Source organism: Gorillibacterium terrae (assembly GCF_051594785.1).
In the GTDB taxonomy this organism is placed as follows: Bacteria; Bacillota; Bacilli; order Paenibacillales; family NBRC-103111; genus Gorillibacterium.
Genome location: NZ_JBPPGI010000001.1, coordinates 455,229 through 478,586 on the forward strand (window position 1 = coordinate 455,229; position 23,358 = coordinate 478,586).

At 59.3% G+C, this 23,358-nt stretch carries 19 protein-coding genes and 2 pseudogenes; 13 read left to right on the forward strand and 8 right to left on the reverse strand.

From position 1 onward, the window contains the following. Window positions 1-3 precede the first annotated feature (3 nt). Window positions 4-525 carry an ankyrin repeat domain-containing protein gene (locus ACSEXS_RS01890; protein WP_438431491.1) on the forward strand — a complete coding sequence of 174 codons (522 nt, stop codon included), beginning with the start codon at window positions 4-6 and terminating at the stop codon, window positions 523-525. A gap of 2 nt (window positions 526-527) precedes the next feature. Further along, window positions 528-1,685: an arylamine N-acetyltransferase gene (locus ACSEXS_RS01895; protein ID WP_438431492.1), complete on the forward strand. Its 1,158-nt coding sequence runs from the start codon at window positions 528-530 to the stop codon at window positions 1,683-1,685. A gap of 121 nt (window positions 1,686-1,806) precedes the next feature. Here the strand turns inward: ACSEXS_RS01895 and ACSEXS_RS01900 are convergent, their stop codons facing one another. Continuing rightward, window positions 1,807-7,188, reverse strand: coding sequence for a S8 family serine peptidase (locus ACSEXS_RS01900; protein ID WP_438431493.1), 5,382 nt, complete (start codon window positions 7,186-7,188; stop codon window positions 1,807-1,809). A gap of 675 nt (window positions 7,189-7,863) precedes the next feature. Here ACSEXS_RS01900 and ACSEXS_RS01905 point away from each other — a divergent pair. The 3 genes and pseudogenes from ACSEXS_RS01905 to ACSEXS_RS01915 form a co-directional block, all read left to right on the forward strand. Further along, a pseudogene (locus ACSEXS_RS01905) lies at window positions 7,864-8,012 on the forward strand (methyltransferase); the annotation flags it as partial. A 63-nt stretch (window positions 8,013-8,075) separates the two neighbouring features. After that, window positions 8,076-8,663 carry an NAD(P)H-dependent oxidoreductase gene (locus ACSEXS_RS01910; protein ID WP_438431494.1) on the forward strand — a complete coding sequence of 196 codons (588 nt, stop codon included), beginning with the start codon at window positions 8,076-8,078 and terminating at the stop codon, window positions 8,661-8,663. Window positions 8,664-8,956: 293 nt separating this feature from the next. Then, complete coding sequence (locus ACSEXS_RS01915) at window positions 8,957-11,047, forward strand: methyl-accepting chemotaxis protein (RefSeq protein ID WP_438431495.1); 2,091 nt, start codon at window positions 8,957-8,959, stop codon at window positions 11,045-11,047. A gap of 20 nt (window positions 11,048-11,067) precedes the next feature. Here the strand turns inward: ACSEXS_RS01915 and ACSEXS_RS01920 are convergent, their stop codons facing one another. The 3 genes from ACSEXS_RS01920 to ACSEXS_RS01930 all read right to left on the reverse strand — a co-directional run bounded on the left by ACSEXS_RS01920 (window position 11,068) and on the right by ACSEXS_RS01930 (window position 13,895). Continuing rightward, the gene (locus tag ACSEXS_RS01920) at window positions 11,068-11,739 is read right to left on the reverse strand and encodes an MgtC/SapB family protein (RefSeq protein WP_438431496.1); all 672 of its coding nucleotides are present in this window, start codon (window positions 11,737-11,739) and stop codon (window positions 11,068-11,070) included. A 25-nt stretch (window positions 11,740-11,764) separates the two neighbouring features. Beyond that, window positions 11,765-11,941: a hypothetical protein gene (locus ACSEXS_RS01925; RefSeq protein ID WP_438431497.1), complete on the reverse strand. Its 177-nt coding sequence runs from the start codon at window positions 11,939-11,941 to the stop codon at window positions 11,765-11,767. Window positions 11,942-12,011: 70 nt separating this feature from the next. Beyond that, on the reverse strand, window positions 12,012-13,895 hold the full coding sequence (locus ACSEXS_RS01930; RefSeq protein WP_438431498.1) for a stalk domain-containing protein: 1,884 nt from the start codon (window positions 13,893-13,895) through the stop codon (window positions 12,012-12,014). Between the two features lie 266 nt (window positions 13,896-14,161). Between ACSEXS_RS01930 and tnpA the strand changes: the two genes are divergently transcribed. The 7 genes and pseudogenes from tnpA to ACSEXS_RS01965 all read left to right on the forward strand — a co-directional run bounded on the left by tnpA (window position 14,162) and on the right by ACSEXS_RS01965 (window position 18,848). Beyond that, a complete protein-coding gene (tnpA, locus tag ACSEXS_RS01935) occupies window positions 14,162-14,575 on the forward strand; it encodes an IS66 family insertion sequence element accessory protein TnpA (protein ID WP_438431499.1) in 414 nt (137 codons plus the stop codon). Between the two features lie 341 nt (window positions 14,576-14,916). Then, complete coding sequence (locus tag ACSEXS_RS01940; protein WP_438431500.1) at window positions 14,917-15,288, forward strand: MerR family transcriptional regulator; 372 nt, start codon at window positions 14,917-14,919, stop codon at window positions 15,286-15,288. A gap of 5 nt (window positions 15,289-15,293) precedes the next feature. Beyond that, window positions 15,294-16,124, forward strand: coding sequence for an NAD(P)-dependent oxidoreductase (locus tag ACSEXS_RS01945; RefSeq protein WP_438431501.1), 831 nt, complete (start codon window positions 15,294-15,296; stop codon window positions 16,122-16,124). 313 nt (window positions 16,125-16,437) lie between these two features. After that, the gene (locus ACSEXS_RS01950; protein WP_438431502.1) at window positions 16,438-16,593 is read left to right on the forward strand and encodes an asparaginase; all 156 of its coding nucleotides are present in this window, start codon (window positions 16,438-16,440) and stop codon (window positions 16,591-16,593) included. 451 nt (window positions 16,594-17,044) lie between these two features. Beyond that, the gene (mntA, locus tag ACSEXS_RS01955; RefSeq protein ID WP_438431503.1) at window positions 17,045-17,491 is read left to right on the forward strand and encodes a type VII toxin-antitoxin system MntA family adenylyltransferase antitoxin; all 447 of its coding nucleotides are present in this window, start codon (window positions 17,045-17,047) and stop codon (window positions 17,489-17,491) included. Beyond that, window positions 17,488-17,898 (forward strand): annotated as a pseudogene (gene hepT / locus ACSEXS_RS01960) (type VII toxin-antitoxin system HepT family RNase toxin). Before mntA ends, hepT begins: the two are co-directional and overlap by 4 nt. A gap of 554 nt (window positions 17,899-18,452) precedes the next feature. Next, a complete protein-coding gene (locus tag ACSEXS_RS01965) occupies window positions 18,453-18,848 on the forward strand; it encodes a DUF2871 domain-containing protein (RefSeq protein WP_438431504.1) in 396 nt (131 codons plus the stop codon). A gap of 448 nt (window positions 18,849-19,296) precedes the next feature. Here the strand turns inward: ACSEXS_RS01965 and ACSEXS_RS01970 are convergent, their stop codons facing one another. After that, window positions 19,297-19,884: a CGNR zinc finger domain-containing protein gene (locus tag ACSEXS_RS01970; protein WP_438431505.1), complete on the reverse strand. Its 588-nt coding sequence runs from the start codon at window positions 19,882-19,884 to the stop codon at window positions 19,297-19,299. Between the two features lie 263 nt (window positions 19,885-20,147). Between ACSEXS_RS01970 and ACSEXS_RS01975 the strand changes: the two genes are divergently transcribed. Beyond that, window positions 20,148-20,630: a DinB family protein gene (locus tag ACSEXS_RS01975; RefSeq protein ID WP_438431506.1), complete on the forward strand. Its 483-nt coding sequence runs from the start codon at window positions 20,148-20,150 to the stop codon at window positions 20,628-20,630. Window positions 20,631-20,649: 19 nt separating this feature from the next. Here ACSEXS_RS01975 and ACSEXS_RS01980 read toward each other — a convergent pair whose 3' ends face one another. The 3 genes from ACSEXS_RS01980 to ACSEXS_RS01990 all read right to left on the reverse strand — a co-directional run bounded on the left by ACSEXS_RS01980 (window position 20,650) and on the right by ACSEXS_RS01990 (window position 23,350). Then, window positions 20,650-21,177, reverse strand: a complete 528-nt coding sequence (locus ACSEXS_RS01980; protein ID WP_438431507.1) for a CDP-alcohol phosphatidyltransferase family protein — start codon at window positions 21,175-21,177, stop codon at window positions 20,650-20,652. 143 nt (window positions 21,178-21,320) lie between these two features. Further along, on the reverse strand, window positions 21,321-22,751 hold the full coding sequence (locus tag ACSEXS_RS01985; protein ID WP_438431508.1) for an MFS transporter: 1,431 nt from the start codon (window positions 22,749-22,751) through the stop codon (window positions 21,321-21,323). Then, window positions 22,715-23,350 (reverse strand): cysteine hydrolase family protein, encoded by a 636-nt coding sequence (locus tag ACSEXS_RS01990; RefSeq protein WP_438431509.1) that lies wholly within the window; start codon window positions 23,348-23,350, stop codon window positions 22,715-22,717. The genes ACSEXS_RS01985 and ACSEXS_RS01990 overlap by 37 nt, the downstream gene beginning before the upstream one ends. Between the last annotated feature and the right edge of the window lie 8 nt (window positions 23,351-23,358).

The following is a 23,358-nucleotide window of genomic DNA, read 5'->3' on the forward strand; positions in this document are numbered from 1 at the left end:
CAGATGGCAGAAAACGATTCGGTAACCCGCCTGTTTCAAGCGGCCCAAGCCGGAGATGCACCGGCTCTGGAGGAGCTGCTGCAAGCCGAGCCCGAGCTGGCGAACCGGGAAAACGAGGACGGGCTCACTCCGCTCGGCTTTGCCGCCCATTTCGGCAGCCCGGCTGCGGTCCGCGTTCTTTTGGAGCATGGAGCGGATGTTGAGGCGCTCTCGCATTCCCGCGTTCCGTACATCCCCTCGAATACCGCCCTGCATGCCGCGATCGCGGGTGAGCGGAGCGTGGAGGTGATTCGGCTGCTGCTGGACCGGGGCGCCGATCCAAACCGGACGGACAGCGATGGGCACACCTGCCTGCATGCGGCGGCGTTTCACGACGATGGGACAGAGATTCTTCAACTGCTGATCGGGCGCGGAGCGGAACTGAACGCCCGAGGCGGAGCGGGAGAGACCGCGCTATCCCTCGCAATCCGGCAGGGCAATCGGACGACGGCGGAGAGGCTCCGTCAGCTCGGAGCCGAGGAGTAACGATGGAGCGGGACCGCTTCGTGGAGGGTTACCTCGACCGATTGAGGTTTACCGATCCGCCCGCTCCGGACGCCGAGACGCTCCGGATGCTGCACAGGCGGCATTTGCTGCACCTTCCGTTCGAGAATTTGGATATCATGGACGGCAGACGGATAGAGCTTAATGAAGATGCACTGTGGGATAAGCTGATCGCCCGAAGGCGGGGTGGAATCTGTTACGAGCTGAACGGGCTTTTCTGCCTTTTGCTGCGGCATTTGGGTTTCGAAGCCGACTATCTGGCGGCTCAGGTAATGGAAGACGGAACGGAATTCGACCATGTTCTCCTGCTAGTCCAGGCGGACGGAGAGCAGTATCTGGCGGACGTAGGTTTCGGCGATCATTTCCTGGAGCCGCTGCGCTTCCAGCCGGATCTCGTCCAGCGGGACGCGAACGGGGATTTTAGGCTTCTGCTCGACGGGGACGGGCGCTGCTCGCTCCATAAGGCGGGGAACGGTTCGGAGTGGAACCTGGAATACGCCTTCCGTCTGCAAAGCCGCTACCTGGAGGAATACCGGGAGCGCTGTCTGGCATTTGAGACAGCGGCGGATTCCCGATTTCGGAGGACCCGCCTTTGTTCTCTGGAAAGGGATAAGGGCCGAATCTCGTTGACGGAAAAGAAGCTGATCGTGACCGAGAAGGGGGAACGGACGGAAACCCTGTTGGATAGCGAGGAAGCGTACCGGTCCGCCTTGTGGGCCTATTTTGGTATCCGATTGCAGGAAAGGAAGGTTGACATGGACGAGTCTAACGCAGCGATTGAAACCATCGACGCCTATATCGCTTCGTTCCCGCCCGACGTGCAGGAACGGCTGCGGGAAATGCGGCGCACCATCCGCGAGGCGGCGCCGGACGCCGTGGAAGCGATCCGTTACCGAATGCCGACGTTCGTGCTGAACGGCAATCTGGTGCACTTTGCGGCGTTCCGCCGTCATATCGGCTTCTATCCCGATCCGGAAGGGATCGAGGCGTTCCGGGATGAGCTGTCCGCTTACCAAGGCGCCAAAGGCTCGGTGCAGTTCCCGCTGGACCGGCCCATCCCTTACGATCTGGTCCGCCGGATCACCGAATACCGGGCGGAGCAGAATCGGGCGAAGCCGAAGCGGTCCGGCCGGAAAGCATAAGGATGTCCAAGGCGGCAAGCGGTCGAACAACGCTCCCTCAACGCTGCCTCAAACCGAGAAAAGGCCCTTCCCTCCGGCTGCTGTCCGGGTGAAAGGGCCTATTCAGATTTAATCCTTATGTCTAGAAGATGGTAATAGTCTTCGTAATCTGCACGCTGATTCCGCGGTTGTCCGTAACCTTCAGTGTGACGGTGTATACCCCGCGCTTTGCATATTTATGCTTCGCTTCCACCGTTGAAGCCGTCGCGCCGTCTCCAAAGCTCCATTCGTATTTAACGATCTTCCCGGCCGGGGCGCTGGATTTGGCGGCGCTGAACGTTACCGGCAAATATACGCTGTACAAGCTCGGCGCCGTGATGACGGCGACCGGAGGCTTAGCCGGTTCCTCCACGTACAGCTTGCCGGCTGCTTGGGCGGTTGCCGTATTGCCTGCCGCGTCGCGGGCCGTGACGGTGATAATCCCGCCGCTCAGCCGCAGGGAAGCAGGGGCCGTGTAGGTTCCTTCATAATGGCCGGGCGACGTCTCGGCGAGCGGCGTTCCCGCAATGCCCGAGCTGGCCGGAGAGGCCGGCAGCGTAATGGCGAAGGAGGCGGTGAGCCCCGGCTCGCTGTCGAAGGCGATCTTCACGCTGCCTCCGGGAGTGATGTGCACATCGGCTGCAGGCAGAACCCCGGCGATGACCGGCGGTGCCGTGCGAAGGGTGACCGTGCGGGTGACCGCCGCGACATTGCCGGCTTGGTCGACGGCTTCGACGGTGATGCGGTTCTCGCCTTCGGCGCCCAGGAGGCGCTCCGTAAAGGCTCCGTTCGTCAGCGTCACCGTTTTGCCGTTCACCCTCACCTCCTTCAAGTGAGGGTCTTGCACCGTACCCGTAACCGGGATGGCCTCGGAGCGGGTAACAAGGCGATCGGCCGGCGAGGTCACATCAAGGACCGGTGCGGTCGTATCGAGCGTGTAGACGAGCGGCAGGCTGCGGTCGGATGCGGCACCGTTCACGACGACCTCGGCCGTCAGCGGGTTGTCGCCCTCATGCAAGCTTACTTGTGCCTGGAAGCGCCCGTTCTGAACGGTGGCGCTGGCGGCAAGGATGCCGCCGTTGTAGAGTCGAATCGCGCCGCCGTTCGCCGGGGAAGTGCCTTGGATCGTCACCTCCGCTCGATTGGTGAGCGTTCCGCCTTCCGGCTGGAGGAGCACCGGAATGCCGGCGTCATAGTTCACGAAGGCGCGGATCATGTAATTTCCTTCATCCGCCGGGGACGGCGTCCAGACTCCGCTGACCGTCTGCCAGCTGCGGCCTGCGTTCGGCCCGCTTTCATCCGTCGCAAGGCCCGGTGAGAGGGTGCCGACCTGCGGCTGAAGATACACGATGTAGAAATCGCCTGTTACGGTAACGGCTGCCGGGAAGGACACGTTCGTCCATTCGCCGTTGCGCAGCGCGGTTGCGTTAAAAGGGCCGGCGAGCTTACGCCCCGGAGCTCCGCCCGCGCCGCTTGCGTCATAAACCGCATACTGGAAGGCTGTGCCTCCCGGAGACGGGAATTCCGTCGTCCAGAACCGGAGCGAGGCGCCGGTCACTTGGACGGTGGTAGATTCCGGCGTAAATCGGACCGCCCAGCCGTTGTTCGCAGCATTGAAAGCGCGGGCGTTCTCCGCCGTTCCGTCGTCGTAGGCGATCGTGGCCGAGTAACCGACGAACGGCTTCAATGCGAGGTTAACCTCCGCGCCCGCCGCGGTCACGGTCACCGTCTTCGTGAAGCTGTGGTAGCCATTCGCCGCTACCGACAGCGTGTACGTACCTTCCAGGACGTTCAGGCTGTAGCGGCCGTTCGCATCCGTCACCGCCGGCGTCACCGCCGCGTCTTCCCGCACGCTCACCTCGGCCCCGGCGATCGGAGCGCCGGTCCGCTCATCCGTGACGATCCCGCTGAGGATGCCGTAAGGAATTTTTTCCAAGCTGAAGTTGACCTTGGCTTCCGCTCCTTGCGTGATTTCGACCGTCTTCGTCTGCGCCTGATACCCGTAAGCTTCGGCTTTCAGCGTGTAAGTGCCGGCTGCGTGCCGAAGCGAATAGCGGCCGGTGGCCGGATCGGCCTTCACGGAACGCCCGGTCTCCAGGACGGTCACGGTGGCGCCGACCGGCATGCTTTGCAGCTCGATGCTCCCCTTGTCCGCTGTGCGGGTCAAAGCAATTTCCCGCTGATGGAGCTGCGGCAGGTAGGATTCGTTCTTCACCTTGCCGTCCATCAGCTCTGCGGAGGAAGCAGATGGGGTGGAGGCCGGGGCGCTTCCTTCCGTGATGCGGAAGTCGTCGATGTACCAGCCCGCTTTGTTGACGCTGGAGTCGGATTTCAGCCGGAACCGGAATTGGACGGGGCCGCCCGCATAGGCGCTCAGGTCGTAGACGACCGGGGCCCAGGCTTTGCCGTCCGTGCTGCTGCTGAAGCGGAGCAGCTCGGTCCAGGTGAGCCCGCCGTCCTTGGAGGCTTCCACCGTACCCGCATCATAGCGCGTCTCAATCTCATACCACTGCGAGAAGTTGAGGGAGGCGTGCGCGTGTCCGGTCAGGTCGATAACCGGGCTGTACAACGAGGAATCGGTGCTGCTCTCATACGCGGCATCCAGATCGGTTCCCCAAACGTTGGGGCGGGAAGCCGCTTCACCGGGACCTACGGTTCCGCTGGGCGTTCCGCGTTCCCATTCATCCCGGGTGCCGCTATGTGTCCAACCGTTGTCCGTCGGTCCGTCAAAGCTGTCGGAATAAAGGACTGCGGCAAAGTGGATCGTAACGCTGGCCGATTCCGAGGCCGGTCCGGTGTTGCCGCTGTAATCCTGGGCGGCGATTTTGTAGGTGTAGACGGCATCGCTCGGGGAGCCGTAGACCTCCGCCGTAACCGAATCCGTATACGAGGTTGCTGCCGTGGTGGTGATCGGCTCGAACCCGGCGGTTCCCTTGGCCCGATAGACGACGAACTGCTTCAGGTCTTCATCGGCGGGCGGGGACCAGCGAAGCTGGACGTGACCGACCGAATCGGCGGCGGCCATAAGGCCCGTCGGCGCTCCGGGCGGAACATCGTCCGGTGCGGCCACGCGGAAGTCGTCGAGGTACCAGCCGGCTTTGTTGATCGAATTGTCGCTCGTCAAATTGAACGCGAGCCAGACGCGCTGACCGGCATATGGAGTCAGGTCCAGGGTCTGGGTCTTCCATCCGCCGCTCGCTCCGGTAAACGAGGCGAGGGGGATCGGGTCCTCGTCGTTAGCCTTCAACAGGTATACGGTGCCTTCGTCATAATTGGTCTCGATTTCGTACCACTGCTTGAAGGAGACGAGGGCTCCCCGCGGACTTGCGCTCAGGTCGATGGGAGGCGAGAGCAAGTAGGTGTTGGAGTTGGCCGCATACGTCCCGGTCAGGTTGGTGGCGACCACGTTCTGGCCGGAATAGGCCGCTCCCGGTCCGCTGACGGGCTTGCCCCATTGCCAGGCGGAACCGGTCCCGCCGGTGGTGAAGCCGTAGGCGCCCGATTCGAAATCCTCGGCATACCCCGGCTGAACCCCGTCGCTGATCTCGACCGCATAGAGGGGAGAGTCGTAACCGTTGTTGCCGTAATCGTTGACCCGGAAGCGGTATTCCAGTCCGGGCTTCGCGGCGAGCTGCCCGGGGATAACCGCCTCGTAGACGCCGTCGCGGTAGTCGCCCGACACGCGGGCGGCGGGAATGCTCGTGAACAGCGTATCGCCTTTCTTGCGCGCTTGAACCTCGACGGCGGTTACGCTGACGTCATCGCGGACGCGCGCGCTGACGGTGATATCCAGACCGCTGAAGGCCGTCGTTACCGGAGTATGATCGATGACGGGTTCCTCGAAGTCATCGCCGCCCGTCACGACCCTGCCGGAGACGGAGCCGCTGCCGACCAGCACTTCGTTTACGGCGGCCAAGGCGTTGATGATCCCATGGCCGTAGCCGTTGTTCGGAACGGCCGGGTACTGCGCGTCGGTCTTCGGATCGGCCGTGTCGATGAGAATCGTCTCCAGCTGATCGACGGTGAGCGAGTGATTGGCTTGCAAAAGCAAAGCGGCGAGGGCCGTTGTATGGGGCCCGGCCATTGAGGTCCCGTCCCAGCCGCCTTCGTAGCCGCCCGGAACCGAAGAGCGAATGTTTACCCCGGGAGCGGATACCTCCGGTTTAATCTCGCCGTACGGGGAAGGGCCGCGCAGCGAGAAATCGGCGAGCTGCCCGTTGATGTTCGTCGCCCCGGTCGAGAACGATTCGGGGTAGTTCGCCGGATTGGCGACCGAGCCCGGACCGCCCGGATTGGTCAAGGTCACGTTCCCGGCGGAGAACTCGGGGAAGATTCCCGCCGCGCGCCAGGCTTGAACCGTGGGGCGGAACCATTCATCGAGCCCCGCTCCGCCGCCCCAGGAATTGTTGACCACATCGGGAGCTAGCTCGGGATGAAGGCCGCCCTGGGCGTCAACCGGAGCGAGAATCCACTGAGCGCCGGACAGGATGACGCTGTCCGTCGTCTTCGGATTGAAGATGCGGACGGCGATCCATTTGGCGCCGGGGGCGACCCCGATCTTGTTGGTGCCGTTCGCTTCCGATCCGACCATCGTGCCCATCGTATGCGTGCCGTGCCCATCGCCGTCGACCGGCAGAGGCGAGCCGCTGTGCGCATCGAACCAGCTCAGCTCGGGATGGACGATCTGCCCGTTCGCGTCGATACCCCGCCATTTGCGCTGAAGGGAAGGGTGGGTGTAATCGACCCCGCTGTCTAGGCTGGCCACGACGATGCCGGTACCGTCGATGCCTTTGTCCCATACGGCGGGAGCACCGATGGCGGCGATGTTCCATTCGACATTCGGGTCCGCGGCCAGAGCGGCTTGGGCGACGGCGCTTGCCGCATTCGGCTTCGCTTCCGGAGCGGCAACGGCGGCTCCGCTTGAGGAAGCCGTCACGGTGCCGCGGTCGAGATAGCGTTCTTCATCCGGAAGAACCTTGGCGACCTCCGGCAGCTTGGCGATCTCCTCCATGACTTCCTTGGTGCTGGTAACCGACAAGGCATTGACGACGAAGAAGCTTTGGAACGACTTGACGTTGCCGTTTTGTTTTTCCTTCTCCAGCAGCTTCTCCACCGATCCTTGGGTATCGGCCGACAACTGCCGAAGCGAGCTGATCACGGCGTTGCGCGCGGTCAGCTTGGCCGCCGAGGGAGTCGCTTTTTGCAATGACGCTTTTTGCATGGCTTGGTGCGAGACCTCGGCCGTGTTAACCTGATCCGCCATTTTAACCAGATAGCTTATGTAGTCCGAGCTTTCGAATTCCTTGGACAGCTTCGCGGAGATCTTCGCATCCGGCGCGGTTTGCGCAGGCTTCTGGGAGCCCAGCTCCAGCTTGTCTCCGGCCGAACCGGCGGAGGAGGCGAAGGCCGGAACCGCAAGGGTCAAAGACAGAACCAAATGGGCTCCGGTCAGGAGAACCCGCTTTGCTCGATGGCCAATAATCAAATTTAACCACTCCTAATACTTGGATTTATGATGCCAATACTGCCAAGCCGAAGTTGATGCCAGGGGCGGGAACCGCAGAAGCGGAACCGAATCCGATGGAGAGGGGACGGGGAACAGTTCGTCTACTGAATGCGGCAAGTCTCGCTTGGAAGTCCGCCCCTCGTCTGAATGCGGCAAATCCCGCCGGAGAGTATGCGCTTCGAATACCCAAGGCGCCGTTCGCCAAGCTCCCGGTCTTAGGTCCTCCTTTCGTCAAAGTATCCTGCCGGCGCTCGCAATCTGGCTGAATCATGCTCTATGTTCGGTTATAGCACGAACAAAGGAGAATGGATATAGAACCCAAATACTGGATTTAAAATCATATACAGGAATTTAGCCGAGATCAATTAAACGGATATCGCCTTTCGCCGACACTGTAAACCCTGCCATTTTGCAATTGCGGGAATTTTCTGTCTCTTTAATAGACAATCTTCTTGAAGCCAGCAGAAAAAAGCATGTCCTTGGACCTAGGTGCTACGGCCTGGGGAAGCGGCAGCCGTTGGACATTCGCTCCACGAAGGATGCGGGTTCTCCCCGATTCCGGTAAGATAGGGGAAAGGGAGGTTACCCGTATGGCACAGATCGAGAAGTGGATCGAAGTGGACGAATATCTTGCGGATCGTCTTATTCCGCACACCGTTCGACCTCATCTTCCTCGATGCGGATAAACCCAACAACCCGCACTACCTGCGGTGGGCGCTTCGGTTGTCGCGTCCGGGACCGCCGTTCAAACGGTGGGAAGCAAGGGCTACGACGGCTTCGTCATCGGAATCGTCAACGGCTGACGGCAGCGGGGAACGAGCGACACGGGGACAGACACCCCTTATTATTTGAACAGAGGTAAAGCCATGAACGTTATGATCGTCTATGCGCACCCGAGCGAGGATTCGTTCACCCGGCATGTCCGGGACAGCTTCCTTCGCGGCTTGGAGGACGCCGGACATACGTGGGAGCTGTCCGATCTGTACCAAATGAACTTCATCACCGATATGAGCGAGGCGGAATATCTCCGGGAAGCCTACTACCGCATGGACCTGGAGGTACCGGAGGACGTCCGCCGGGAGCAGGAGAAGCTCAACCGCTGCGACGCCGTCGCGTTCATCTATCCCGTCTTCTGGACCGAGGCTCCGGCCAAGCTGGTCGGCTGGTTCGACCGCGTCTGGACGTACGGCTTCGCCTATGGGGAGAACCGCACAATGAGGCCGCTGGCCAAGGGGCTGGTGCTGTGCGTGGCCGGGAATGCCAGGGAGAAGCTGGTGGAGTCCGGCCTGCTCGCCAGCATGCGGCGGGTGATGCTGGACGACCGCTTGTCCGACCGCGTTCGCGAGAAGGACCTGATCGTGCTGGACCGCACGTCGCGCGAATACGCAGAGGAACGCGCGGCCCGCTGGGACTGTCACCTGCAGACGGCTTACCGGGCGGGGTATACCCTCTGACCCGGCGCTTCGCTCGATAAGGCTCACTGGATGAAAAGCCCTGAGTGCCTGCACTCCGGGCTCTTTGCTGTGCCATCGCCTGTCGAAAAGTGGGCCGATGGCCTGAGCTTGACTGGGGATTATGGGATATTTTGTTGAAAAATCGCGACTAATGGACTATTCTGGAAGAAAGACAATGGAGCGGCGGCACAGCCTCAAGTTGGAAGCACGAATGGATTCCCCGAACCTGGCGCCTCGGGAATTCAAAGGTGCGAACGCGGCACGGCCAACCCCCGCGGGAAGGGATTGACCAGATGAAATCAGTCCAAGCAAGGCTTGCCTGGGGGATTGGAATGCTCCTTGCGGCGATCTGCGTGGGGCTCGGCGGAGGCGGCTATGAGCTGGCCGGCCGTGCGATCGGGAGCCATGTGGAAAGCACGATGCCCAAATACGCACAGGAGGCGGCGAAGACCGTCGAGGGAAAGATCGAGGGGCAGCTCGGAACGCTGGAGGCGCTGGCGCAGCAGGAGGACCTACGCGCATTCGTTCAAGCCGCCGGCGGGGCGGCGAAGGCGCAGCCGCTGTTGGAGCGGGAGGCGAAGCGCGCCGGCCATCTGCGAATGGCGGTGATCCGGGCCGATGGGAAGGCGCTGTACGATAACGGGGAGACGGCCGACGCGGGCAAGCAGGAAGCCTTCGTTCAGGCGATGGCGGGACAGGCGAGCGTCTCCGATCCTTACCTGGACGGGGACTCGATCCGGATGAGCTATACGGTGCCGGTGCTGGTCGACGGGAAGGCAGTCGGCGCTCTGCAGGCGGTCCGCGACGGCTATGAGCTGAGCCGGATGGCGGCTTCCATTACCTACGGAAATGAAGGAAAAACCTTTATTGTGAGTGCGGAGGGAAGAACCATCGCCCATGCGGACGAATCGGTGCTGACCCAACTGGTCAAAAGCGGGTCGGCCCCGGCGGACGGCGTGTCCGCGGCATCCGTCGCGGGCAAGGCCGAAGCGGCATCGGACTCCGGCGATTCGGCAGGGAAGGCAGAGGATTCAAAAGCGGCGGCTTCCGGCGGCGATGCGGCGCTCGCCAAGCTGGAGGAACGGATGATTCGGCAGGAAACCGGCTTCGGCGAATACCGGTTTGACGGCACGCCCAAGGTCATGGGGTATGCTCCGATCGAAGGACAGGGCTGGTCGATCGCCGTCGAGATGAACCGCGCGGAGGTCTTCGAGAAGCTCGTCTACCTGAAGCGGATGTTCCTGATCGCCGGCGGCGTCTTTCTGCTGCTCGGCCTTGCGGTCGCGTTCGGCATCGCCCGCGGCATCACCCGTCCAATCGCCCGGTTGACGGCTCAGGCTCACCGCATGTCGGCGGGAGACTTCTCCGGGGAGCCGGAGGAAGCGTACCGTCGCCGCCGCGATGAGATCGGGGCGTTGGCCCGCGCCTTTGCCGCCATCGCCTCCAACGTCAAGCTGCTTCTGCGGGAGGCCGCCGCAGCTTCGGAATCCATGGCGGCTTCCTCGCAGGAGTTTACCGCAACGCTGCAGGATTCCTCGCAGGCGAGCAAAGAGATCGCCCGGATGATCGAGCAGACCTCCGTCGGCGCTGGGGAGCAGGCGGCGAATACGGAGCAGGGCGCGCTCATGGTGAAGGAGATCGGGGACCTGATCGACCGGGAGCAGCAGGCGCTCGCCGCCTTGACCGACGCGGTCACAAGGGTGGACCGGATGAAGGAGGAAGGCTTCGCCATCCTGCGGGAGCTCGTCGAGAGGACGGCGGTGAGCAATCGGGCGCGGGAAGCCATCTCCGGGGTGATGGAGCATGCCGGCGCAAGCGCAGCCCGCATTCAAGAAGCGAGCGGTATGATTCAGACCATCGCCCGCCAGACCAACCTGCTCGCGCTGAACGCGTCGATCGAAGCGGCGCGGGCGGGGGAACACGGCAAAGGCTTTGCCGTGGTGGCGGGGGAGACGATGAAGCTGGCCCGGGAATCGTCGGGCTTCAGCGAAGCCATCGGCGTGATCATTCGCGAGCTGTCGGAGCGGATGGCGGGCGCTGTTGCCACCATGCAGGAATTTCGCGAATCCTCGGCCGGCCAGTCGGCCAGTGTGGAGGAGACGCAAGAGAAGTTCGAAGGGATCGCCGAATCCATCGACCGGATGAAGCAAGGGATCGCTGCGCTGGCTGCCGCAGGCGAGGAGCTGGGCGGCAGGAAGACGGCGGTCGTCCACATCATCGGCAGCCTCGCAGCCATAGCCGAGGAACAGGCGGCGGCGACGGAGGAAGCCTCGGCCGCCGTGGAGGAGCAGAAGGCGTTCATGGAGGAGATTGCCCGGTCGAGCGACAATTTGGCGCAGCTCGCGGAGGAGCTGAACCGCAGCATCGAGAAGTTTATTCTCTGAGGCGGCTGGGCTCCAAGCGTTCAAACGGATACGTCGAGGGAGATGATCTGCGGAATATCGCCCAGCAGGACCAGCAGATCATCCGTCTCCAGGTTGGCGGGAAGCTTGATGCTCAGCTCATAGAGCCGCTCGGAGGGCTCAATGCGCTCGGCATGAAAGTGAAGGATAACGATGTCCTGGGCGCGAAAGAGGGCTCGGATTCGTTCGGCGGAATCGAAATCGGGAGCGTGGGCGATCCGCAGGGTAAGCTGCTCCGTCTTGGGGCCGGTCGCGAGCCGGCTGAAGCGGCTGTGAAAGAACAGTTGCGCCGCCACGATGACGAAGGTGACGCCGAGTCCGGTCAGATACAGCCCAGAGCCGATGGCCATGCCGATACCGGCGGTGGCCCACATGCCGGCTGCCGTGGTCAGGCCTTTGACCGTCTGCTTCTGCATGAAGATCATGCCGGCTCCGAGAAAGCCAACCCCGCTCACGACTTGAGCGGCGAGGCGGGACGGGTCCAGGGAGGTATGTTCATCGCCCAGGATATCGCCGAAGCCGTATTTGGAAATGACCATCATCAGCGAGGCGCCGATGGCCACGACGAAATGAGTCCGGATGCCGGCTTCCTTCATGCGGCTTTTGCGCTCGTAGCCGATCACGAGGCCGCACAATCCGGCGAGGCCGATTCGCAGCAGATAATAGAATTCCATGCGATTCTCCTTTCCTGATGCGGATTCATGGGATGAGGGAAGCGTATCCTTCCATCGTGTCACGATCGGCGCCCTCTGTCAACCCGAGCCCGGTCTGGCGAGGGGGATAACGCTCCATGGGATCGTTCGGCTCCTTCCGGAGCAGTCGGTCCCAGCACGCTTCCAACAACAGGTAGCCGAAAGTGTGAATGATGAACCACAACGGACCGGGCCTCCCCTGCGGGAAGTCCGGTCCGTTGTGGTTAAAGGGGCGCTTGCCGAGAAGCCGGCATCTATTCGGAGTCTGCCAGCTTCTGCAAGTCGTCCATCATCGCTCGATATTCGGTGCTTGCCTTCAGGCTGGTGACATAGGTCCGCCACTCCTCGAGGGAAGCCGCGCCCATGACGACCTTGATTTTCATTTGGACGAGCTTGCCGTTCAACTCGGCATAGGTGCCGCGGCTGAACAAAGCGTCGGCGTTGGCAAGCCACTTGCCCTGATAGGTGACTTGGCTCCAGGCGTCGACGGCCCTCTGGTAATCCTCCTTCAGCCCATGCGCAAAGGCGGCTTCGGACCGGACGGTTTCCGGCAGCAGCTTGGGGCTGCCGAAGGTGGCCTGGTTCAGGTCGGCGGCGGCCGCGTCGGAACCGAGAGCTGCTGCGGACGCGCTGCCTGCGCCGGTTATCCGTTGCTCCAGCCAGGCGAGCAGCTGTTTGATTTTGCCGGAGTCGGTTTGCTTGGAAATGATGTACATGCCGACGTCCTTCACATTCCAAGGCGCGACGGCGGCCGATTGGGCGTTCGCCCGCAGCGAGGCGAGCGGCGCCCACTGGTCGAAGCGGTTCGGGTTCCGCCGCTGCGTGTCGAGCGTCAGAGTGGCGGCGTCCCGAATGGTCAGCGCGCCGAGGCCCGTCTTCCCGGCGGCTAAGCGGTCATGCGCTTGATCCGCCGTCAGCAAGGCGAATTCGCGGTCGATCAGCCCGTCCGCATAGGCACGGGCGAGCCATTGAAGCGCGGATGTCTCGCCTTCCGTGACGGCGGTGTCGACCACCTTGCCGTCTACGATCGCGAAGCGGGCCGGAGAGCCGGTGAACGCCTGCTCCGCCCAGGCGAAGTCGCCCAATCCATCTCCGTCGGTATGCCCGGTCATGCCGACTGTATCGTTCTTGCCGTTGCCGTCGGGGTCCGAGTAGACGAATTCATGCAGCACCTGATACAGCTCGTCCATGGTGGTCGGCTGTTTCAGCCCCAGCTTGTTCAGCCAATCGGCGCGCAGGGCGGGGAACGGAGCCAGATGCGGATCGTTCGGGATGGGAATGCCGTAGACGGCGCTTCCCGTCTGACGGGCCGCTTCCGGGTTCTGCTTCACCCAGGCCCGAAGGGCCGGGTAGGCGTCCAGCCAGCCGCTGAGGTCGACGGCGACCGAGGAGAGGAGATCGTCATGGAACCGGTAGGAATGATAAAGCTGCATGAGATCCGAGAGATCTCCCGCCGCGATCATGAGTGTAATCAAGTTGTCGTAATCCTTCGTGGGCACGGCCGTTAAGCTGGTTTGGCTTTGCAGCGCACCGTCCAAGCTCGCACTCAGATCGTTCAGCTTAGACGTGTCTTCTTCTGCCGAGCGGACGACGACCCGGTAAGCGGGAGCCGGAACCGCCTTGGAGATCGCCGCCGACTGACCGCCGGTCCAAGAGATTTGGAACGACTCGAAGTAACCGACCGCCTCGAGCGGCATCCAGGCCAGGTGATTTTGTAGATAGGGGATGTACTCGGAATTTAGAAGAAGGCCCGTATGCCGATTTCCCGCTACCTTCGACTTGCCGATGTAGAAGGTCAGCTCTTCCCCGGAAGGGGCGGCGACGCTAAAGCTCTGTTCCTTGCCGTTCCAGCGGACCATACAGCCCAAGGCTTCGAATACGGCCCGGGCGGGAACCATGACGATGCCGTTGCGCACGGTCGGCTTACTCGGAAGCGGGACCGGTTTACCCTCGTAAGTGATCCCCCCCATTTGAATTGCGTTCGACGCTTGTGCCCCTGCCGCCGGAGCGGCTCCGGCTGTGGCCGCACCGGCGATGGGCGCAGCAGTCAACGCCGCTGCAAGCACGGCCGCAGCCACGCTCCCCTTGGTCCATTGCCGGGAGGCCTTCTCCCGAGCAGAATGAGACGTATGCCTCACTGCCATTCCTCCTTTGTGGTTTTGAAAGCGCTATAAGCCCTATACAGGAAGACGCTGGAAACCGGCGACAGGTTGCAGATCGATTAGCTTGGTGACACCCGTATCGTGTATGGGGTCGGCGAATTGGGATATTTCTCAACCCGGATGGCCACATTTGACACTCTCAATTCCTTGATTAATTTGTAAGCGTCAAACCCTACACACCTTCAAGAACTCAAATTTACGTGAGAGAATGAGAGCAGCCTAATCCAATCGCAGGTTGCCCTATGACCACTAAAGAACAGCGTCGCCAAGAATGGACAGCCCGTATCGCGGACTATAAAGAAAGTGGGCTTACAATGTCAGCGTGGTGCGATGCTCATCATGTTACAAAAGAGCAGTTGAAGTATTGGCTCCGCAAACTTAAAGTAGTTCCTTCCGAAGTCGTAACTACCCCTACACACTGGGTGCCGCTAACAGTTGCTGATCCCATCCAATTTAACAACCATACTTCCCTTGTGGTTTACATCGGTTCAGCCCATATTGAGATCCGCTCTGGCTTCGACCCAAGGCTGCTAAGAGAGAAAGTCACGGCTGAATCTATACGGTATGGAAAATCGAGCGGATACCTTAACGACAATCAAACAACTGGAACAGCAAAACGCCAAGCAGGAGCAACAAATTGCAGAGCTTACTGCTAAGCTTAAACGAGGAGCAGTTCCGTCTTGCGCAACAAAAACGCTTCGGTGCATCTTTCATTGTCCCGGCAAACGATGGCGAACTGGATGATTTATGGCGTGGAGCAGGTCGCCATCGTTGCCGCTGACCTGCCGCGTAGTTAAATCCTGATTGTAACTAATACTGGCCCTCATCTTAATAACAAGGTGGGGGTTGTTTGACGTTCCAAAGCACATCAACCACTTCCAAGAAGCTGTTGCCTTAAACTAAAGTTTAAGGTGTACAATGAATTGAAGATTCTCCCTAATTGGTAGGAGTCCTGTAAATCGGTATATATTATCTTACCGGAAATGGAGGTCTCAAGGTGAGTTTATCCATTAAAGAGGCTTCGGAAAGGCTGGGGATTCCTCCTCATACCATCCGATTTTATGAAAGGAAAGGGTTGCTGCCATTTCTTCAACGCGACCCTTACGGTAATCGAATTTTTGAAGAGAGGGACATGGAATGGATCAACCTGATGATATGGTTTCGCACGACCGGCATGACCGTTGCCGAATTGGAACAATTCGTTGAGTTGGCCGTCCAGGGCGATTCGACCATTCCGCAAAGACAGGATTTATTGGAAAAGCACAAGCAGAAGCTACAAGAAAGGCAATGGGAGCTCGATAGAGCGTTTGAAGCGGTCAATTTAAAACTGGCCAAATATGCGGAAATTCAAAACGAAAAAAGGAAGTGAAGGCTGTGACAACACCTATAGGATTTATTGGATTGGGGAATATGGGGCAAGCTATGGCTCTTAATCTGATCAAAGCCGGTTACACGCTTAGAGTATACAATCGAACAGCAGGCAGAGCTGAGCCTCTGGTCGCGCTCGGGGCCGAATCCGTCTCCAGGCCGAGCGAAGCCGCTACAAAGGGAAATATCGTCATTACTATGGTGACCGACGATTCTGCGCTCGAAGATATTGTGCGGAGCGAAGGGTTTATGGAACGGCTTGGACGTGGAGGCCTCCATCTCTCGATGAGTACCGTTTCGCCCGCCACCTCTCGGCAGCTCGCCGATTTTCATAACGAATATGGGAGTCATTATGTTGAAGCGCCGGTTTTTGGTCCTCCCGAAGCGGCTACCGCGCGAAAACTATGGATCTGCATCGCGGGATCGAAGGAGGCGAAGAAACGAGCATTGCCGCTTCTGGATGCGATGGGGCAAGGAGTTTTTGATTTCGGTGAAAGGATCGGCTCAGCCTTAATCGTCAAGATTTGTGGCAACTTCATTAGCTTTACGGCCATGGAAGCCATGATGGAGGCGTGCAGAATGGCGCAAAAAAACGGAATCAATCCTTCGGAAATGATGGAAATGCTCTCTCGGACGATGTTTACCGCTCCGGTGTATCAAAATTTTGGCAAGTTAATTGCACTTAATGCCGAGCAAATTACGTTGCAAAGTCTCCCGAACAACTGGATTGTCGTCAAAGACATTGGGTTATTCAAGGAGAGAGCAGTGATGGCGGAGACGGAGGCACCGCTCGCTAATTTATTAAACGACCTGATAAGCGAATCTCCTTCTCCTTAACAGTCGCATGAACAACGCAGTTACCGTATTGGTTGAAGTGAACGTCAAATAGGCCCCACCTAGCACGTAGATGGAAGCCCGGGTATGATTGATGAAGATTACGTGAGGCGGCAAGAATCAAGAAGCAACGGCGACCAAAAAAGGTTCCAATGCTGCTGAAAACGGTTTTTTTATCGCACCAAACAGTTAACAGGACTTTTTCGGAGGCCTCCAATGATAGGCTGGAGCCATTGATGTTTACATTAATATCCTCCGGACCGAAGGAAATACCGTTCGGCCGCGATGGTGCGGTCTGCCGACTTATTAACTCCCCTTGGAACGTCTCGCCTATACCTTTGCCCGGTTGGCTAATCCGTGGGATCTGAGAGGGGAGCTGGCGCCGGCCATTCGCCGTCTGACGGATGCCATAACCGAGCATCCGGACATGATCGAAGGCACAGGCGACTTCGATACCCGGCTGATCCAATAGACGAGACCGGGAAGACCGGAGCCGTGGCCGTCTAACCCATGGCTGTTCCGGATCGGGGATGGAGCATTGGCCTAAAAATTCATGACGGCAACCGCCGCGCCGCCTCCCCGCTGCCATTAAACTTTTGCAGCAGCTGCAGATTCTAGAGCCGGAGGAAAGCGCCAGTCTGTCCAGCTTCCATCGTCTCGTTCTATAGTTGAATATCCCTTGTGGGCAGATCGTAAGGGCTGCATTGTGGAAATGAGTAGCGAGGATTGACATTCGTTTGCCTGTGGGTGATTCTCTTTCTAAGAGGTGGCTGGTTTGAACCACCTGGAATGTTTGGCTTAAAACCCTTGCATGCTATAATGGAACGACCAACCCAGTCGTCCTTTACCATGGAGGATGTAGCTGGAATCTGGCCGAACAGGATGGCAGTTCACCGGACCAGACGTTAGAAAGGGAGAGCCGGATGAAAAAGTTTGAAGAAACCTCGTCGGATGCGCTCGCCGCCCATGCACTGACTGTAGTTCAGCAAGAAGCCATCGTGAAGATTCTGAAAGAGAGCATCGAACCGGTTTCCATTATTCTGTTCGGTTCGCTGGCGAAAGGAACCTATCGTCCCGACAGTGATCTGGATTTGGCTTACATTGCGGATAAGCTCAGACCGAATGCGTACGAACGCTTTCGCATTGCCTCAAACCTTGCCGATGCGGTTGGCCGCGAGGTTGATCTAATCGATTTTGATCTGGCGAGTCCGGTGCTTCGAGTTCAGATTATTGACAGCGGGATTCTGTTGTATGAGGATGATCCGCGCAAAAGACAGGAGCTGTTCATGCGGTCGCTGAAGGAATACGCTATGCTGAACGAAGAGCGACGGGAGATCATCCGGAATCGGATGCGGGAGGGGCGCGTATGAACCGGGATATTTTATTGAATAAGACGGAAGTCATTCAACGGTGTTTGCGCCGAATCCATGAGGAATACGCCGACGACGAACGCAATCTGTTGAACTATACCAAACAGGATTCCATTATTCTGAATTTGCAAAGAGCCTGTGAAGCCTGCATTGATCTCGCAATGCATACCGTGGCTGAGCTTCAGTCGGGTGTTCCTCAATCCAGCCGGGAGGCATTTGACTTATTGTTGAATCAGGGAATTATCCAAGAGTAGCTCACTCGAAATCTGAAGGCGATGGTCGGTTTTCGCAATATTGCGGTTCACGGTTATCAAACGGTGCAGGTGGAGATTTTGCGGGCCATTATCCAAAATCACCTGGACGACTTCACCTCGTTTGCGAATGCGCTGAAGGTCTACGCAGGTTGATGCTTCCCAAGTCGAATCCTTCCATATTCCTAGCCTTGAGACAAGAGCCTCTTTGGCTCTTTTTTTTGTATCCATTCTCTCACACAATTTCATAAGTAGACTGCCAAAAGGAGGAAATACGTCGGAACTTGTAGAATCAAGAACAAAAGAAAGTCTCTTCCTGATCCTTCTAATTTCAGACAGCCGCCGTGAAGCAGGGCTGTGAGGTGTTCGGCGAGAAGCTCGGCATGGCCCATCTGGTGGGGATGACCGGTTGGCTGCAGCCAGTAAAATGGAATGATCATAACTGACAAGCGGATCGAAGGAATCTTGAAATTTCTTTTTCAGACGCAGCAAGATTTGGTCCGCTTTAAGAGCGCTTCTAAATCCGATAGTATTCCAGAGATCCGAGTAATTGCTGCTAAAGGGGGTAAGCGGTCGGAAAATCGGCTAATCATCTCGCGAAAATACTCATCATTTTGTAATATTCCGTTCATATTGCGTTCTTATTCGTAGGTTATGCTTTCGGTAACAATTGATAACAAATATCGATTATGATACGAGGAGATAAGATCATGAAAAAACTGTATTATACTTCTTTTTTCTATGCGATTCTTGGTTTGTTGGCAGGGATTGCCTATCGAGAAATCACCAAACATAGTGATTTCAGTGGACCCACTGTATTAGTGGCGCTTCATACCCATATTCTGGTGTTAGGCTTCTTCTTTTTTATCATCACACTGATCTTAGGCAAGTTATTCAATGTGCATGAAGCAAAATCCTTTGGCGCATGGTACATTGTCTATAACGTCGGTTTGTTGATTACAATTGGTGCCATGGCGACTCGCGGAATGCTTCAAATTAACGGTGGAGACATCAGCTTCTTGCCACATATTGCAGGACTTGGTCACACGATTCTAGGTGCAGGTATTATTTGGCTGCTTATTCTACTCGGTAAACGGATCAAATAATTCACAAAGGGCTCCCTGATTAAGAACAGACTGAACGGCTCCACCTTAAGTAGACAGCTAAAAGAAAAACAATGAAGTGGCCTTTGTTCTGATTCCCATCGGAGGAAGGCCATTTAGTTTTGCCTGCATTCTCTTGCAATGGAAAAGCTCTCCCATAGAGTAACAAGGATTTTATCTGGCATGATCAATAACATAGGATTGAAGATTCATTCAGGTTGCTGATTCGAGCGATTTACTTGAGCATAATAGGTAGAACGCTCCACTTCCAAGATGCGCAGCACAAGGCTGATTGAATGACCCTCAGCCGTATAATCAGCAGTTGTAGGAAAATCTACGAGATCAGTCAAATGGTCGGCTACCAGGCCGTGCCGCACTTTATTAAGCGGTTTAAAGCCTTCTCGAACATGACCCCGCAAGAATTCCGCGATCGAACGGAGCTGTCTTTCTCTCACTCATCCGATGGTTCGCTGCCGGCAGTCGTTTGCGCTTGCTCCGCCTTCTTCCGGGCGCGAAAGCGGCGGACCTTCAGCAGATTGCCGCAGGTCTTGTCCTCGCAATAGCGTTTGGACCGATTGCGGGTGTCGTCGTAGTAAACCCACAGGCAGTCCGGGTTCTCGCAGACACGAATGCGCGTCGTGTCCCGCTCGGCCAGGGTCTTGGCCAGCGAAGCGGCGATTTCGGCCTGGACCTGCGCCCAATCGGCGCCGAGCGGCCGCAGCGCCAAGGCCGGTTCGCCCTCCGCTTCTTCCAGCTGGCGAACGACAGGCCCCCGCGCCATCGCCGCATTCAGCCGCTGCCGCTGTTCCGGTACCAGCGACCGGCCGTCGGCCAGGTCCTGCACGATCCCGAACAGCTCGCTCCGCAGGGAACGCAATTCCGCCAGCGTCTCGCCGGTCGGAGCGGGAAGCGGGGGCAGGTCATACTCCTTCAGCCACGCGGGTACCCACTTGTCGTCCGTCAGCCAATCCTTGGCCTTGCCTTCGTCTCCGCTCCGCCAATCCCTCGCGTAGGAATTGATAAAATCCGTCCACAGCATGTCCGCGCCATCCTTTCCAATCTGTATATTGTAACAGTCAAACTAAAATAACGCCAGTTACTTGCCGGCCGGAGAAGGATGTGGTACAGTCTCCTTGTAATGGTTTAATATCAAAGTAGATAGTTACACGAACGACAAGGAAATTCACTGCATGGACTGAACGAAAGACAGCCGGAATCAACCGTTGCCGGAATAACACTCCATCTGTACAGGCGTAAATGTGAAGTGCATTCACCTATCCAATCGAAAACGGAGGCAGGAACATGGGACTTACGTACAAGGAAGTGCTGCTGCGGAGTTGGGATTATGCGATGGATCAGGAGGATTGGTCCCCGCCCCTGGCGGATGCCCTCAAGGGAGTAACCGCCGAGCAGGCGCGGTGGAAACCGCAGGGCGAAGCGGGCAATTCGATTTGGGAGAACGTTCAGCACCTGACGTACTATAAGGAGCGCTTGCTGCGGAGGTTGAAGGGGTTGCCGAAGCAGCCGAACCTGGCGAGCAACACGGATACGTTTACCGTGACGGAGAGCGGGGAAGAAGCTTGGGCGGGCGCTGTGGAAAAGCTGAAAAGCATTCATGCCGAGCTCCGGGGATACCTTCAGGCGCTGGAAGACGACGGCGGCCCGGAGGATTCACCCGCCGACGAGCTGATGAGCCTGGCGGTGCACGACGCGTACCATACGGGGCAGATCGTGCTGGTCCGCAAGCTGCAGGGCTCCTGGCCGAGCAAGCGCAGCTTCAGTTGACGCCATCCGGCCTCCGCCTTCATCCCCACAGCCCGCGCCGGTCCCGGCTGAGCTCGCGGGACGTGAGGTGAATCGCCAACTCCTCGGCCGAAGCCAGGACGGCCACAGCGCAAGCCAGCCATAGAGCCGCTTGGATCCGATACTGCAGGAACAGCGGCGCCAGGAAGAGCAGCAGCCCGGTCAGCTTGTTTCCCCAGGTATGCAGGATGGCGAACGTCCGGTATTTCCAGGCGGCGAGCGCGATGCCAGCGCCGCGGAGCAGCCCGGCGGCGAGCACCCAAGGCAGGTACCGGCTGAATTCGCCGTAGGGCTGAGAGAAGAGGAAGAATAGGACCGCCGCGAAGAACACGAGGTCGGAGGCCGAATCCAGGAAGGCTCCCCGATCGCTCGCCGTGCCCATGCGGCGGGCCAGCCATCCGTCCGCTGCGTCGCTCAGGCCGCAGTACAGGTATACCGAGAGAAACGCAAGCTTATGCTCCATCACGAACGGCAAAGAGAGGGAGAATGCGATTCGGCTCAGGGTAATCCAATCGGGCAGCCGCTTCATCTCTTCGCTCCTTCCGCATCCGCAAGGGCGGACGCATGGCAAAATCCCCCGCGAGTTCACTCGTCGCCTCATGATACCACATGGCGGCTTTGGAGTGACCGAAGCGGGGGATTTTTTGGTAGGTCTCGAGGAGCGGCCCCGTCCTATGACGAGACGCTCTCCTCCCGGCGATGCCGCTGCCGCGTAGACCGGACGGTGAGCAGGAAGCTTCCAGCGACCAAGGCGCAGCAGACGGCGAAGACGGAGCGGTAGCCGTGCAGCGCGGGGGCACCGCTTCCGGCGGCGAGCAGGCCGCCGCCGGCCACCGTGCCGAACATCATGCCGAGGTTGCGCGACAGGGCGAGGATGCTGCCGATGATGCCGAGATGCTCCGGCGGGGTCTCGCGCATGACCAGGCTGTTGTTCGGCGAAGTGATCATGCCCATCGAAGCGCCCAACAGGACGATCAGCGCGAGCAGCAGGGCGAGCGGATAAGCGGGCGACAGGAAGCCGAGCGCGAGCAGCGCGGCCGTCATGAGCTGCATGCCTGCGGCGAGGATCGGCAGCACGCCGTGCTTGTCCGACAGGCGGCCGAACAACGGAGCGGCCAGGATCAGCGCGAGCGGATAGGCCATCAGGCAGAATCCGGCGGCGGCTGCGCTCAGGCCGAGCTCGCTGCGCAGGAAGACGGGCAGCACAAGCTGGGCGGAGAAGGCCGCCAGGTAGGTGACGACCGTGATCAGAATGCCGGCGCTGACCCCGGCGTGGCGGAACAGCGCGACTGGCAGGAACGGCTCGCGGCCTTCGGCTGCATTCCACCGCGCCTGCCGGCTGTGCCGGAGGAAGAGTGCGAGGAACAAGCCGGCAAGCGCCAGCAGGAGCAACACCGGCCAGGAGGCAAATCCCTGCGTGCCGGACAGGCTCAGCGCCGAAGCGAAGCCGGTGAGCGCGGCGGCGAACAGACCGGCGCCGGTTAGATCGAGCCGGGCCTGGCCCGTCGCCGGCTCGCGGGGAATCATCCGCTCGGCGAGCAGCCAGGCGGCGAAGCCGACGGCGGCCAAGAGGCCGAAGCTGGCCCGCCAGGAGAACCATTCGATCAGCACCCCGCCCAGGCTCGGTCCGATCATCGAACCGGCGGCGACGAAGGTGCTCATCAGGCCGAGCGCCTGTCCCCGCTTGCCGGGCGGGAAGACGGAGACGATCAAGGCCATGTTGGTTGCCTGGTACATCGAAGCGCCGAAGCCTTGCAGGAGTCGGAATCCCACCAGCCAGCCGAGGGAAGGCGCGAACGCACAGGCGAGCGCCCCCAGCACGAAGATAAGATAGCCGGTGTTGTGCACCTTCGTTCGGCCGACGAGGTCTCCGAGCTTGCCCATGAGCGGCAGGCAGACGGAGATGACCAGCAGGTAGACGGTCACGATCCATTGCGCCGAGGAGAGCGAAGCACGGAATTCGCCGGCGATGTCGACGAGAGCGATGTTGAACATCCCGGCGGACAGGTTGGACAGGAACGCGCCGAGGCAGATAACATAGTGGACCGGTGCCCGGGCGGAAGGCCTCAGATCGCGATCGACGAGGGAGTGCGCTCGTCCCACAAGCGGATCACCTCGCCCGTGTCCGTGACCGCCCCGAAGTAATCGCGGATATTCGCCAGGGTCATGTCATGCGCCTCCTTCGAATACGCCGCGCATGCATCGGAGAGCAGGACGATGTGATAGTCGAGCATGAAGCCGTCGCGGGCCGTCGATTCCACGCAGACATTCGTGCTGACGCCGGCGAGAAGCAGCGTCTCGACCTTCAGCGTCCGCAAAACGGAATCCAGCCGGGTATGGATGAAGGCGCTGTAGCGGTGCTTGTTCACGACGATCTCCTCCGGCCGCGGCTCTACCTCGAAGAACTCCGCCCCCCAGCTGCCGCGGCGGCAGACCGCCGACGAGCGCCCGGAGGAGCGGGACGTCCAGGCCTCCGAATCGGTGGCGTCCTCGTGGAAGGTTTGAATATACACAATCGGAACGTCTTGATTCCGGGCCGCCTCGATCAAGCGGTGCAGATTGGGCATCATGGCGCGGACGCCGCCGACGTCGCTGCCCTTGCGGGCAAGCGAGCCTTCCGGATGACAGTAATCGTTCTGGACGTCGACGACGACGAGCGCGCAGCGGCTGTTTTGCAGCAAGCGTTGTTGGGTTTCCGTCAAGTTGAGCA

Coding starts and splice junctions, on each gene's coding strand:
- ACSEXS_RS01890 (WP_438431491.1), top strand. CDS start 4: ATGGCAGAAAACGATTCGGTAACCCGCCTGTTTCAAGCGGCCCAAGCC.
- ACSEXS_RS01895 (WP_438431492.1), top strand. CDS start 528: ATGGAGCGGGACCGCTTCGTGGAGGGTTACCTCGACCGATTGAGGTTT.
- ACSEXS_RS01910 (WP_438431494.1), top strand. CDS start 8,076: ATGAACGTTATGATCGTCTATGCGCACCCGAGCGAGGATTCGTTCACC.
- ACSEXS_RS01915 (WP_438431495.1), top strand. CDS start 8,957: ATGAAATCAGTCCAAGCAAGGCTTGCCTGGGGGATTGGAATGCTCCTT.
- ACSEXS_RS01920 (WP_438431496.1), bottom strand. CDS start 11,739: ATGGAATTCTATTATCTGCTGCGAATCGGCCTCGCCGGATTGTGCGGC.
- tnpA (WP_438431499.1), top strand. CDS start 14,162: ATGACCACTAAAGAACAGCGTCGCCAAGAATGGACAGCCCGTATCGCG.
- mntA (WP_438431503.1), top strand. CDS start 17,045: ATGAAAAAGTTTGAAGAAACCTCGTCGGATGCGCTCGCCGCCCATGCA.
- ACSEXS_RS01965 (WP_438431504.1), top strand. CDS start 18,453: ATGAAAAAACTGTATTATACTTCTTTTTTCTATGCGATTCTTGGTTTG.
- ACSEXS_RS01970 (WP_438431505.1), bottom strand. CDS start 19,884: ATGCTGTGGACGGATTTTATCAATTCCTACGCGAGGGATTGGCGGAGC.
- ACSEXS_RS01975 (WP_438431506.1), top strand. CDS start 20,148: ATGGGACTTACGTACAAGGAAGTGCTGCTGCGGAGTTGGGATTATGCG.
- ACSEXS_RS01980 (WP_438431507.1), bottom strand. CDS start 21,177: ATGAAGCGGCTGCCCGATTGGATTACCCTGAGCCGAATCGCATTCTCC.